The sequence below is a fragment of the Psychrobacillus sp. FSL K6-4615 genome, assembly GCF_038008225.1.
GTDB lineage: Bacteria > Bacillota > Bacilli > Bacillales_A > Planococcaceae > Psychrobacillus > Psychrobacillus psychrotolerans.
Genome location: NZ_JBBOYQ010000001.1, coordinates 706,211 through 721,177, shown reverse-complemented (window position 1 = coordinate 721,177; position 14,967 = coordinate 706,211). Strand labels below are relative to the sequence as shown.

At 31.0% G+C, this 14,967-nt stretch carries 9 protein-coding genes; 1 reads left to right on the top strand and 8 read right to left on the bottom strand.

Annotated features, from left to right (window positions below; all coding sequences use genetic code 11):
• Window positions 1-138 precede the first annotated feature (138 nt).
• Window positions 139-1,983 carry a hypothetical protein gene (locus MKX53_RS03505; RefSeq protein WP_340909119.1) on the bottom strand — a complete coding sequence of 615 codons (1,845 nt, stop codon included), beginning with the start codon at window positions 1,981-1,983 and terminating at the stop codon, window positions 139-141.
• A 777-nt stretch (window positions 1,984-2,760) separates the two neighbouring features.
• Between MKX53_RS03505 and MKX53_RS03500 the strand changes: the two genes are divergently transcribed.
• On the top strand, window positions 2,761-2,901 hold the full coding sequence (locus MKX53_RS03500; protein ID WP_340909118.1) for a hypothetical protein: 141 nt from the start codon (window positions 2,761-2,763) through the stop codon (window positions 2,899-2,901).
• 311 nt (window positions 2,902-3,212) lie between these two features.
• Here MKX53_RS03500 and MKX53_RS03495 read toward each other — a convergent pair whose 3' ends face one another.
• From MKX53_RS03495 to MKX53_RS03465, 7 genes are all read right to left on the bottom strand, one after another.
• Entirely contained in the window at window positions 3,213-4,586 is a 1,374-nt protein-coding gene (locus MKX53_RS03495) for a mannose-1-phosphate guanylyltransferase/mannose-6-phosphate isomerase (protein WP_340909116.1), read from the bottom strand.
• A 47-nt stretch (window positions 4,587-4,633) separates the two neighbouring features.
• Window positions 4,634-7,819: a glycosyltransferase gene (locus MKX53_RS03490; RefSeq protein WP_340909114.1), complete on the bottom strand. Its 3,186-nt coding sequence runs from the start codon at window positions 7,817-7,819 to the stop codon at window positions 4,634-4,636.
• A 15-nt stretch (window positions 7,820-7,834) separates the two neighbouring features.
• On the bottom strand, window positions 7,835-9,097 hold the full coding sequence (locus MKX53_RS03485) for an ABC transporter ATP-binding protein (protein WP_340909112.1): 1,263 nt from the start codon (window positions 9,095-9,097) through the stop codon (window positions 7,835-7,837).
• An 11-nt stretch (window positions 9,098-9,108) separates the two neighbouring features.
• On the bottom strand, window positions 9,109-9,903 hold the full coding sequence (locus MKX53_RS03480; protein ID WP_340909110.1) for an ABC transporter permease: 795 nt from the start codon (window positions 9,901-9,903) through the stop codon (window positions 9,109-9,111).
• A gap of 41 nt (window positions 9,904-9,944) precedes the next feature.
• Entirely contained in the window at window positions 9,945-11,531 is a 1,587-nt protein-coding gene (locus MKX53_RS03475) for an O-antigen ligase family protein (RefSeq protein ID WP_340909107.1), read from the bottom strand.
• Between the two features lie 16 nt (window positions 11,532-11,547).
• Window positions 11,548-12,042, bottom strand: a complete 495-nt coding sequence (locus tag MKX53_RS03470) for a tetratricopeptide repeat protein (protein WP_340909105.1) — start codon at window positions 12,040-12,042, stop codon at window positions 11,548-11,550.
• A gap of 550 nt (window positions 12,043-12,592) precedes the next feature.
• Window positions 12,593-14,827 carry a hypothetical protein gene (locus MKX53_RS03465; RefSeq protein WP_340909103.1) on the bottom strand — a complete coding sequence of 745 codons (2,235 nt, stop codon included), beginning with the start codon at window positions 14,825-14,827 and terminating at the stop codon, window positions 12,593-12,595.
• Window positions 14,828-14,967 lie beyond the last annotated feature (140 nt).

Sequence of the window (14,967 nt, the reverse complement as noted above, 5' to 3'; positions counted from 1 at the left end):
TTAAATTTTTTTCAAATCCTCGTGCCTGAAAAATATGTGGCTTTGCAAAAAAACACATTCTTCGATTCTATTTTCAATAAGCAGTATATTTACTTTGGGTTCAGCATGTTCATCTAACTAATAAAATATTTATTGAATTTATTGATAAAATTTTTCGTTATTGTAGTTAATGAATAATGTGTCTATCTGAATTTGATCTCCAGTTATTATGGTTTTTTTTAAGCCATTATCAATGGAATAATTTGAGGGGCTAATTGTTAATACAAAAGTATTTGCTGCTTCTACAATTTTGACACCAGTAATTTCAATATTGGAAATATCATTTTTCATTTTTCTACCAATTAAAGTATAATCATCGTAATATGTGTAATTGTATATACTAACTTGATTTGAAGTTTCAAAATTACTAACTCTATCAACTTTGCTAAATAGTAAATACTGATTTTCTGAATGTGTATTTTGTGAATATTTCAATACATATACGTTTAAAGTATCTAAAGGCACATCTTCAATATCTTTTATAATATCTACATTTTTTTCATGATTTGTTTTATAGTCGAAGTACTCATCCCAATAAGAATCATGAATTCCTAAACTACCTACTTGCTCCCATAATGTTGGGGCAACTATATATGAATTATTTGGTACATTTTTGAAGTCTTCTGATTCTATAAATTTATCGATTGTTTTCCATTTGTACATCGCTAAAGCTTGATTTTCACTAATATAATAATTATTAAAATCTACACCTATACTTATAAAAGATACACCTAAAGCTATTACAAATATTAAGATTTTACTTAATACTTTTTTTCTAATATTTAAATTCAGTAAAAACACAAGAATGAATGTGGATAATGCAATTAATGAAATATAAGAAAAATAAGAAACCGGCATGCCTAACAAGTGATCATTCATAACCGTATCTTGATAATGCTTTGTAATTGCTAGGGGTATTGATGGCGTAAAAAAATAAATAATTGCTAAGATAATTGAAACTAATAAATACTTACTGTTTTTATTCACCTTTATTTTTAATGCGCAATAAACAAAGACTGCATAAACTAAAATTGCTTTTAAAACCCATACCATTCTTAGTGAATCTATTATGTTTGAAAGTGTTAAATTTTTTTCATGTAAATCGCTATATATATATAATAAATATTGATACTTTTCATTGAATAAGAAGTAAGTAGGAATAGCCGAAATACTATATTGCCAAATTACCTTTAGGACATCCAAAGTAAAGTAATTATTACTGAGTTGTACTCCTTCATATAAACTCTCATTTAAGCTTCTAAATAACAAATAAGTAACTAAATAAAAAAATATCAGAATTAAATGACATTTACATTTTTCTACTATGTTTCTAAAGTTTTTTTCTTCTATTAAAGCTAATACAATAAATAGTAATATATAACTAACAAATAATTCATATGTATATAATGTAAAGAAATAACATAACAAACTAATATATAAGTATAACTTCTTCTTTTTTTCTAGGTATAATGAAAAAGTTATGAGTGAAAGTAATAAAATACTAATAGAAATACTAAAAAAACCTGGAAAAGATGTTATTGGGTTATGTTCCCAACTATTCTGTAAGCCTACTATTCCTAATAGAAAACAAATTAATGCTATCCATTTTGACTTAAAAACTTGATAAAATAAAGCAGCTAATAATACAATATTAGATAAAATAGTGGTAATTGAAATTATTTTATAATAAATAAAATTATCAAAAGCAAATGGTATGAAATAACTAATATATGCAATGAAATTAGGTCTTCCTTGATTTATCCAAGCTTCAATTCCAAACTTCATATAATCTATAAACCCTAATCTACTTGCATTTAAATGTGCAATGATATCATCATTAATAACTAACCAAACATTAAATAAATGGCCTATAGATAATAATATGATTGTAAAAATAACTAAAATTAAAAATATGTTATTTTTCATCTTTTTATATACTTCCATTATACTCCTCCAAAGTTCAACTTTTGATATTTACATTATATATTTTTTATGTGTCAAGGCATGTTGGAATTGACTAGACAGCTGAGTTAATTCCATAATTCTGAGCCCTTCTGACTCAAAGCGAAAGTGACAAGAAAATAGATGACTTCCCCAGCTCCTGTATTATTACAGTTACCAAACACACTTCAACAGGAAAGGAAAATGCTCTACGCCTATATAAGACGAGATAACCTGTTTGACCTACAGAAATTATTTGAAATGGGATTTACCATCGGTCCCATGCTATTTCGGCGTTAGAACTTGCATCATTGATTATAATCTTCTATAAAAGACAATAGGTTGTTCAATGATTTTTGTTATTCTCTCGTGTGTGGAAATAATACCTAATTACACGATTGGTCAAACGTTTAAAAATTGATCTATTCTTTCGGTTTGATTGTGATTTTCTATTATCAGACGAAGTGCCATTCGAAGCTTCCTACTCTCATGATTACCTCCACCAGTGAAGCTGTTGCTTTGACAAAAGTACAAATTGTGCTGATAGCTAAAGCAACGCGGACGTAAGTCTAAAAATGAACGTGCCAAGTGATAAGTGGCAAAACAAAGAGTTGAAGAAGAAAAAACAATCTATGAAAAAGAAATCGCATTCCATGGTGTTAAGAAAAAGAACGACTGAAAAAATGAAGTCTAGTTTGGTTAATGTCATATAGCCGTGAGTACCCTGAGAAAGTCAGAAGTTTAAAGAGTTCCGGTAATCTGAATGATGGAATAGCTGCAATGAGTCTATTTGAGGCTGGAATAATAGACAAGGGATACGATTTTACACCAATTTATCAGCAGTTTCGGACGATGATTCACGCAGTCATTCCTTACAATCCACGTAATGAAATTATAGTAATATGTTTTGACGAAAATTAAGCACCAACTTACGCGCGAGATTATTCTTATCGGTATGATAGGTATGATGCAAAATATGAATCCTTGAATATTCTCGGCCAAAAGAATGAGAGAACTGTCCATTAAATCACGATTTATTTCACCAAAGTTAAACTGAATTTCCAATCCGTAACACTTACTAATAGCCATAGCCCTTCACGTTTGGTATGGATAGGTTAAAGTCCGCAAAACAAAAAGTTTTGTTGTCTGCAGGTTTTAAAAAATCAAGAAAATGGTCAGAAGAATATCTTACATATTTTTAAAAGTATGATTTATGATATTGACTCATTTATTTACCTTCTCTTGAAATCATCCTCGATACGGATAATATCATCTTCCTCTAAATACTCACCTACTTGAACTTCAATTAAAACAAGATCTATTTTCCCTGAATTCTCTAATCTATGAACTTCTCCCATTTTTATATATGTCGATTCATTTGGCCTTACAAAAAACTCATTTTCTCCTACAGTAACTGTTGCTGTTCCACTTACCACTACCCAATGTTCATTTCTATGATGATGTTTCTGTAAAGATAGTTTTTTCCCGGGTTTTACGACTATTTTTTTAATCTTAAAACCTGGACTATCTTCTAAAATTGTATATACTCCCCATGGACGATGTGCTGTTATATGCTCATTCACAAGATTTGGCTGTTCTACTTTTAGTTGTTCTACAACCTTTTTAACTTCATGTGAAGAACCTTTTGAGCTTACTAACAATGCATCGGGTGTATCCACTATTATTAAATCTTCAACATTAATTGTTGCAACTGTTTTATTTGAAAGAATTAGGTTATTTTTTGAATTTAAACTTACATTTTTACCACTTGTCATATTACCTTGTTCATCTATTGGTAATTCCAGTCCTTCATAAAGTGATTCAAAGCTACCCATATCAGACCAACTTATATTTGAAGGTATTATCTTGATAGAATCTGAATTTTCCATGACTGCATAATCAACACTTAAGTCAGGAATATTGCTCATTTTTCCCAGATTAATTGAAATGTTTTCATTTACCTTTTCAGAAGTGACAATCGCTTCTTTTGCCAATGTGAATATTTCTGGTGCATACTTTTCTAATTCCTTTAAGAACGTGCTTGATTTAAACATAAACATTCCACTATTCCAGTAATAGGTCCCAGATTTTATATATTCTTGCGCAACTTCCACACTTGGCTTTTCCTTGAAAGATATTACTTCTTTCCCTATAGCCTGAATATAACCATAACCTGTCTCCGGATAGACGGGGGTAATGCCAAAAGTAACTAGGCTACCTTCTTCGGCTAACTTTTTACCTTCAGCTATTATTGCTTCATATTCTGATTTATTTTTTATTAAATGATCAGAAGGTGTAACAAGAATTATGTCATCTTGTTCCAAACTGTGACATGCTAAAGCTATTGCTGCTGCTGTATTTCTTCCAACTGGCTCTAAAATGAAAGTTGGTTCAAAATTACCTATTTCATTAAGTTGATCTTTTGCTAGAAATTGTTGTTCAGTATTTGTGACAATTATTTGCTTAGAAGTATATTTAGAATTTCTTAGAACAGTCTCTTGGAATAGTGATTTCCCATCAAATTTGCTAAATTGTTTAGGGTGAAGGGTACGTGAAATTGGCCACAATCTTGTCCCATTCCCACCACACAAAATTAAATTAATCATTTGTTTCTCCTCTATTTTTAAATAATTTTGTTGATATAATTTCTTGTCTAGTTTATATCTAATTTCACTTGTTCACTTGCAGCATCAATTGTGAAATACTTTTTGATATAGTCTTTGGACTTATAAGATAAACTTGTCCATATCTTTTCGTCATCATATAAATCTATTACCATTTTTGAAAATGCTTTATTATCTTTTGCAATCATCATGTATTCATTAGCTTCATTTAATCCTTCTGAACCTACCTCGGTAGTAACTATTGGTACTTGGTGGTATATAGCTTCAACGACTTTTCCTTTAACTCCAGCCCCATATCTTAATGGAACGACTACTATTCTAGACTTACTATAATATTGTTTTAATTCTTCATCTGTGACATAACCAGTTACAATAATATTACTAGAATTTAATAATTTAACATCCTCTGGTGGATTAGACCCGACAATGAAAAATTCCATATCTGGTTTTTGTTCTAATATAGAAGGGAAAACCTCATTAATGAACCATATTACCCCATCATAATTAGGCTTATGACCAAATCCGCCTACAAATAATATGCTTTCTCTATTTTGATAAGTTTCTTTTTCAATATTAATTTCTTCTTCATTAAACATATATAAAGGAATATTTCTAATTGGTTTATTTGGGAATTCTTTTTGAAGCACTGATTGTTCATAAGATCCTACTACATGAATAACATCTGCTTTTTCAAATAAATCAAACTCAATTTTTTTCCATTCATTCGAAGATTTTAATAGTTCTGGTTTACCCTCTACCTCATAATTTCTTAGCTCTCTTAAGTAATGTAGATCATGACCAAAATATATTAGTTTGGAGTTAGTATATTTTCTTATCATATCAACATATTTAATAGCTATATGTGGTCTATTCAAGTATACGTAATCTATATACTCTCCATTGATCTTAAACCATTTTTCTATATTTTTAGCATATTCATTACCATATAGTACTTGTATCCCTAGTGCCTGTAAGTTTGACGTATAAGGCTCATGTTTGTAAAAATTATCTCCAATGAAAATCACATTATATCCTAGTGATTTAAATAATTTCAGATAATAGTAAGTACATCGCCCACCCGCGTCTTTATCATAATGCGGTACATAGTGGTCTATAACCACAATTGTTTTCTTGTCCATACTTCTATCTCTAGCCAAAAAAACATCTTTTGCATTTGGTAACTGATATGTTTCTAACTCATTCTTCCACTTTGCAAGAAAGACATTCTTATTTTTACTTTGATAACTCTTTATATTGCTACCCTCATCAGTACCATGTGATATCCCTTCAAAATGGACTACAACAGATTTAGGTTGATACATAACTTTAAAGCCATGTTTACGTACTTCAAACGCTAAATCAGTGTCCTCATAATAAGCAGGTACATATCTTTCATCAAATCCACCAATCTCATCCCACAGCTGTTTATTGATCATAATGGCTGCACCGGAAATATAATCCACTTCTTTTACATAATTAAACTCTGACTTTGACGGATCGTCTAGTCTACCAAAATTCCAACCACTTGCATCATCCCAAATAATACCGCCGGCTTCCTGTAGACGCCCATCAGGATATACTAATTTAGATCCTACCATCCCGATACTAGCATCACTCTCAATTAACTCAACAAGTGAATCTAACCATCCCTCTTGAACCTGGGTATCATTGTTTAGAAATAAGACATACTTACCTCTAGCTGATTTTGCAGCATTTTTACAATTTAAAAGAAACCCTCTATTTTGACCATCACGAACTACAACAGCATTTTCCACATACTTATCAATATTAATAGTTTCATCTGTAGACATATCATCCGCAACAATAATTTCATATGAAACGTTCGTTGTATTTGCTACTATTGACTTTATGCATGAGTACGTGTAATCCCACTGATTATAAACAGGTATTACTATAGAAACAAACGGCTTTAAAGATTTTTCTATCGTTATTTTTTGATAATTATTATCGTTTTTAATAAGAGTTAAGTTTAATTGTGAGTTGTCATTTGTATTCCTATCTATGTATGTCTCTACTCGGTTTTCTAACATAGATAAGTTTTGATTTTTAAAGTAATATACAAATTTCTTTGCATTTTCTTTGTTTATTAATTTATAATTTCCATCTACTATAATTTTTTTGAATAATTTTATAAAAAGTCTAGCTTTTCCTTGAGAAGGAATAATTTTATCTCTTAACTTGTAATATTTAAGTAAAAAGTTCCAACCGTCCGATATATATATATTCTCTAATACTCTCTCTTTTTGTTTTAAGATTTCATTTTCAACGCGTATTTCAGTAATATCTTTAATAAGGTTATCTTTTAATTCTTCACTTTGTAATAATGCCTTTTTCAAGTCTTTTTCTACATCACTCAATCTACTGGACTCATCAACAAGTTTTATATACCTGTCTTTTTCTAATATCTCTTTGTCTAAGTGAGCTATATGTTTATTACGAACCTCTACTTCATCTTGTAGTTCAATTATTCTTTCAATATTTCTATTATATGTACCTGCTTCAATCAGCATGGAGTTTATCTTAACATCATCGCTAATAGCAAAATCTGAACAAATTGCCAGTATATATTTACTTTGTTCAGCAAAATTATTTCGAAGGTTTATACTTTTTATATTCTTATCTTGTTCATTACTTAGAAGTTGAACATTTTCCATAAATTGGTAATAAAACTCTACGTTTTCAAAAGAAGAATTCAAAAATTCATAAAACTCATTTCTGTAAAATTCTTTAACATGAAATGGGTTTTTATAGTTTCTATTGTCTGTATATACTTCTTTATTTGGAGTTGACATTATGCAGATACCATCGTGTTTTAAAACCCTTTTTATTTCTTTTAGAAATAGTGCTTGGACTTCCTCTGAAACATGCTCTATCGTTTCAAAAGATACTACAACATCAAAAAAATTGTCCTCAAATGGAAGATTAGCAATGCTACCTGTCAAGAACTTAAGGTTTGGATATATGTATTTTTTCTTTGCAAGTTCTATAGACTCTTCATCAATGTCCAAACCAAATACTAATTCTGCTTGTTCCATTAATAATTCTGAGCCGTATCCTTCTCCACATGCAGCATCTAAAACTACTTTTCCTTTAACAACATCAATTACTGCTTGATATCTCTGTAAGTGTTCTGCTTTTATTTCATCATCGTCTTCAATAGTGTTTGGAATATATCTTTCTCCTGTGAATTTCATTTTCAAACTCCTTAATTAGCTTAGTATTGTATCAAAAGATACGCTATCTAAAACCATAAAACCTTCTAAATCATAACCCTGTTTATCATCAACCTGAATTATTAATGCATCATGCACCCAACAGTGTTGAATATGTTCAAACTGACTACCTGAAGCTACAGCTGGGGAAACTGTGTAGGTTCCATTTTTTAATGGAGGTACTTGAAATTCAAATTTATAAATATAACTTCTATTAGCTAAAGCATTGTTTAGCCGTTGTTCTAAGACAAATGTATTCGTTTGGGTTACAATATTTCCAATCCTATCTTTTATACTAAAACCTATAATCGGATTTAGTATTGCTTCTTTGTAATTTACATTAATAGCGATCATTATTTTATCGCCAATCTTTGTCTGAAAAATTTTCTTCTCTTTATCATTAAACATACTTATTCCAATTATTTTGGCTTTGTTGTCACCAAACATTTGGAGACTATTATCAATTGGATCTATTTCTGCGTTTCCTTCTTGTATATCAATGACTTCATCCTCAAGATAGGTATCGAGAGCACTTCCAGCCATAAAAGCTTGATACTGCTTAGATATATCTTCTGGATCTCCATCACCTTTTAATTCACCTTCATTTATCCAAATAAGGCGGTCGCAAAATTTATTCAATTGTAATAAGTCATGAGAAACAAATAATATTGTTTTATTTCTCTTCATTTCTTCAATTTTTCTTAAACATTTTTGTTGGAATCTAATATCTCCTACACTTAGTGCCTCATCCACTATAAGTATATCTGGATCTACGCTTATTGCTACAGAAAAAGCTAATCGGACATACATACCACTTGAATAATTTTTTACAGGCTGATTTATAAAATCTCCTATATCGGCAAACTCTATTATTTCTGGGACTCTTTCTTCCATTTGTTCCCTCGTATACCCCATAATTGTTCCACTTAAATAAATATTCTGTAGTCCTGTTTGTTCAGGGTTAAAACCTGCACCCAATTCTAAAATTGCGGATATATTCCCATTTGATTTCATAAAACCAGAAGTAGGAGTTAACACTCCAGTAATTATTTTTAATAAAGTAGATTTACCCGATCCATTTTTCCCAATAATACCAACCGATTCACCTTTTTTTATTTCGAAAGAAATATCATTCAAGGCAGAAAATTCTTTTGAATATTTTCCTTTACCACTAAAGGAATCTTTTAATCTATCTATGGGGTTGTTATACAACTTATACTTTTTAGTAATTTTACTCGCAATAATTGCTATGTTTTCCATTTACATTACTCCTATAATACATCTGCAAAATGTGATCTAAGTTTTTTAAATACAAATAAACCAATGAATAGATTTATTATAGTAAATAGCCAAAAATACAAAGTTAAATTTGGCTTTTCCCAAAACCATTGTTCATAAATAAATGTATATCTGTATCCTTCGGTAATATAATATACTGGATTTAATTTCATGAGAAACTTATACTTCTCTGGTAGTATATCTAATGACCAAAAAATAGGTGTTATCCAGAAACAGAATTGTAAAAGCATATTTACTAGATGTCCTACATCCTTTAAAAATATTACCAGACTAGAAGTTAAATATGAAAATCCTATCAATAACATTACAGTAGCTATCAAATAATATATTACTTGTAAATTGTAAATATTAAAATCGTATCCATAGATAAAAAACATGATAAATAAAAAGACGATGAAAAATACATGAATATAAAAAGATGATAATATTTTTACTAAAGGCAAAATCCCAACTCTGAAATTCACCTTTTTCACCAAATAACTACTTTCTACAATAGAATTGGTAGCTCCATTTAAGCTATCCGAAAAAAAGAACCAAGGTATCATTGCACACATTAACCATAATATAAAGGGGAAATCATCCACAGGCATAGATTTGAATCCAACTTGAAAAACAAACCAAAATATTAATATTGTAATAAGTGGTTGAATAAATCCCCACAGAATGCCTAAAATTGAACCTACATATCTATTTTTCAAATCACTTTTAGAGAGTTCGATAGTTAGTTTAGTTGCTTTTTTAAATTCTACTAATTTTGAAGAAAACATAATTCACACCTACGTTTATTTGTCTTTTGAATCCATTAAAATTAATTTATAATTGAATCATCATTTTTAGTTGTGATATCTTTGTTTAACAATACTATTATTACTCCCCCTATTATAAATAGAGGTGTAGTTGTTCCAGGTAAGGAGTCATTAAATAACGCTTGAACTAAAAATGCTAACCATGTAATGCTTAATATAACTACTGGGGAAGACATATGATTAAAGCGTATAATTGATTTAATTGCTGGCCAACTAATGCTAAGAATTATACCTAAGAACCCAATTAACCCTATTATTCCTGTACCATAAATAATTCCAATGTAAAAATTATGTGGCTTATCAACAATTGTTACTTCATTTAAGTTAGCTTGAGCATCAATATCATAATGTGGAAAATTGTATATCAGAGTATCTAACCCATAGCCAAACAGTGGTTTTTCAACGACTAACTGAAGTGATTGTTTCCAAATATACACTCGACCTGTTCCAGGTCCCCATTTGTTTTCTGGTAACTCTGGTATTGTAAATTTAGTATCAGCCGCAAATGCAGCAGTACCTAGGAATCTTGTTGGATTAAAATCATTAAATTCTATTATAGATGTTTCTTTAGGTTGCTCAACCACATATGGATTTCCGGGTAAGAAGAATCCCAAAGACTCATCCCAAACTTTATAATCTTTCAGTGACAATATATGTAGAATTCCAGCAGTTAGTAAATAAAAACTAGCTAGATATAGTAAAGCTATTTTTTTATTTGAACATTTAATTGCAATCCATAAAATTACAACCGTCATACACACAAAAGTTACAAAACCACTTGCAGACATGCCTATCAGCATCGTGGTTATCCCCATCAATGCAATGATTAAGTTAACAAATCTTCGTGAATAATTATTATCTAAAATAATCCATGATAGATACATTACTGTAACAACGGCGAACATGCCGCTCATATAATTCCAATGATTAAGTGTACCTATTAAATTAGAGCCGTCTTGAAATACTATCTCCGGAGCAAAGATAGTTAATGCCTCATTAAGTGGTGCATAATTCAAAGCATCATGCCCTGTGAAATTCATTGTAGTTAAAAAGAAGTTTACAATAACTAGTGGATAAAAAGCATATAGCACATATTCCACTATTCTTTTCGGATATTTAATATGCACTGCGACAAACATCAATAAAATATAACATATGTATGAAATCCCACCATCTGATCGATTGTATTGACCAAACAGAGCTAATGTCTTATTTGGTGAAAATATAGTTGCAAAAATAATTGCTATTAAAAATATAGCAATGAAATATAAAATTGGACTTACTCTTAAACTATAATTTAAAAATAACAGTTTATATAAGAATAGCCCAACTGCAAGTATAGTTAGTGTGACTAGTGCGGTGAATTTATAAAACGTAAAAATATCAACTTTTTCTCCTGATACTAATTGATCTACATTTGAAATAATTGGACTTATCACCTCTGAAATATGTCCACCTATTAATAAGGGAACTAGGATAATTGCTGCAATCAATATATACAGAATCCATTTATCTATTTGTTGTTGTGACTGGAAATCTTCTTCTATATTGCGTTTAATGTGTATCTTTTTGTTCATAGAGTAACTCATTAATAATAACTCCTTATCATGATTTCATCGAAACCTGCATTAATAATATGTTAACAAACTCTTGGTAATCTGGCATTTGATCGGGAATTGGTAACGTCTGGCACCGTTCCAAAACGACTTTCGCTTCTTCAAACTTTTCTGCATTTAAAAGTACTTCAGCAAATTGAATCATAAACATCGAATCTTTAACTTTATAAGGATTTACATTAAGGACTTCCTGATACTCTTGACTCGCACTACTCCATTCCCCAGTATTCGATAGTGCTAATGCCAAATAATATTTTACAACCTCAGATTCAGGTTGTTCTTTACCTACTTTTGTTAACAGTGGTATTGCCAGTTCATACTGTCCACCTTGAAAATAATCTATTGCTTGATTAAATGTAGCCTGTTCTTTAAAAAACTGTTCATCTTGCTTTTCACTAGATTTTGAGGCATAGAAAATCCCCAAAATTAATACAACAATTAAAACCACAACCACATTACGTACTGTTTTATCTGCAATTTTCATCTACCTACTCGCTACCTTCCTGCCACTTTTTTAATTGACCTCATTCTATACTAATTATAAACAAAATTTACCTTAAATGATAGGGCATTCCTCATCATCAGTACATGAGTCCCAATCTTTTTTTACATGTGCGTTAGTAATATCTTAGCTAGAAATCCTCAAAAATATCGATAATCAATTTTGCGACTCTAAATCTTCTACGTAACACTATCTAACTCCAGTAAATGTATGAAGTGAAAAGATGACGTTCCATCAATATCGCTCATTTCTGAAAATTAAGAATTGTATAGTAGGAAATAGGTGTCTCACACATGCAATGATTTCAACTTTCCACACGCTCTAATTTACTCAACTTCGTTAAAATATAGCCAATTCTATTAAGTACTTTTTTACTCTACAATCGTTTCCCAACAATTCAAAAATAAAGGGTCGGGAATTCACTTGTTTTTATATTGAAATAATTCAAACAATTATATAGTGCAAAAAAAGACTGCTCAGAAGCCTAGTTGGCTTCTGAAACAGTCTTTTAAATTAAATATGAATTACTTTATTATTTAGATAATACAGCGTTAACAGGTTTTGCTACAAGACCATATTTGTTTTGGAAACCTGTAATTGAGTCTACGCTAAATGCTTTACCGAAACCAGCAATGCTTCCTGTTGCAACTTGAGTGTATGCACCAGTAATAGCGATTGAAGCTTGGCTAGGATTTGCAGAATCAACAGAGAATGTCGCATTTACACCATGAGTGTATTTAACTTTTGTTCCATCTTCGTCAACTAAAGTAATAGTTGCACCAGATTTTACAACAAAGCTATCATTTAATGAAACAGTAGTGTCATTAAATTGAATAGTTTTCCCTAGTAATGTATCTGCTGTAGTTCCAACAAGTTGAACGTCTTCAATTGCAAACGCACCTTCAAGAACGTTTAATTTAGGCGCACTTGTGTAAACAGCTTTTTGACCAGCTGGAACTTGAACTGCTTCAAATGTAGTAAGTGAAGCTTTATCAAGGTTAACTTCAACTGCCCAGTTACCATTAGATCCTACAGTAGTTCTATATTCAGTTCCATTTACTGGACGAACATAAACTGTATATCCTGGTTGGCCTACACCTTCAAGAATAAATTTACCATTAGAATCTACACGGTATGCACCAGTAGCTGCATCTTCGTTACCAATTACAAAGTATTTAGAAGCAAAGTCAAAATCTTTTACTTCTTTATTGAATGAGATTTTAAAGTGTGATGCTGAAGTTGCAGTTGTACCATAAGCAGATACTTGAACTTCATCACCTTCACCTAATGCTGCAAAGAATTGATCTAAAGATAGACCATTTGTTGATTCGTTAGTGAATGCATCAATAGTTTTTGCAGTATATTTAACGTATGAAGTTCCGTTTTCTACTACAAAGTATTTATTTTTAGCGTCAACGTAAGAAACTTTTTGGCTAGAAGAATCTGCTACTGTAGCTTTTGTAGCAAAGTGTAATTTCCCACTCTTAGTTGATTCAGTTACATTACCATTAAATAATTTTTCAAATAGAACTGTAGTTCCATTATCAGCAATTAGATCTGATGAACCTTGAAGTACTACTGTTACAGTACCATTTTGGTTAGGAGTTGTTAATACAGTATCACCTGATGCTACAGGTACAGTCACTCCGTTTACTGAAACTAGAGTTGTATTTGCAGGAGCTGTAACTCTAATTTGACCAGTATATGCTTGACCAGTTTTTTCTTTAAATGTTGCTTGGATAGCTACATTTTCTCCAGTTTCTGCATAAATAGCATCTTTGTTTACAGAGATAGTAGAATTATCTGCTACTGCAGGTGTTGTGTAAGCAATAGTTTTACCATTGAAAGTAATATTGTAAGTCTTACCAGCTACTTGAGTACCAGTTTTAAGTGTAACGGTCTTTTTATCAGAACCTAAAGTTACTGAGTTTACTTGTAAACCTTCAACTGAGAATTGAGATAAGTTTACAGCTTCAACTTTTTTGCTTAGGTTAACTTGAATAGTGTTAACATCTACATAAGTTGCTGAAGAGATTGTTAATGGTAATGATGTAGCTACATCATCCACTGACTTTTGAAGTGCAGTTTCCCATTTAAGTACATTTGCATCTAAGATAGCTTGAGCATCAGCGATGTTTTTAGATGCTTCATCTAATTTGTCTGCTTTAATGTTTGCTGCTGCTGATTTAGCAAGCATGTTAACAGTTACTTCGTTTTTAACTGAAGCAACTAATTTTTCGATAGCAGGTTTCACTGCGTTACGGATACCGTCACGAGTAGATTGACCATATACGCGATCTAAAAGAGCCGCTTGTTTACGGTATTCACCAGTAGCTGCATGGTAAGCTGTTTCTACTTTTTCGATGTCATTAGTTTTGATAGCTGCATCTAATTTAGATGTCAGGTCTTTAATTTTTTCACTTGAAGTGATTGCATCGATGTAAGCTGCTGCACGTTTAACTTGTAATTTTGGTTCAACAAGTTTAGCTGCAATGCTTAATTGTTCAGATGCTGAACCTTTTTTAGCTGCAGCTTCTGCTGCTGCGATTGCTTTTTTAGCAGCATTGTATTCATTGAATGGACGTGTTGCATAATCAGCAGAACCTTCTACTGAGATAGCCCATTTCAATACTGTACCTGCATTTTGTGCGTTTGTTACTAATTGTGTTGCGTTTGTTGCTGCGTCTGCTTGTTGCGTTGGTGCTACTGCAACGAAAGCTGAAGCTGCTACTGCAGTTGAAGCTGCAATTTTGATAACTTTTTTCATAAACTTGTGATCTCCCTTCGCTTGTGTGGTGCAATTTTTTGTAGTGTGTAATGCCGGTCGCTGATCGCGTCCAATATCGTCACCCTAGCTAGTATATGAGTATACTAAACTCATATGCTAAAATCAACTAAAAACCGTAA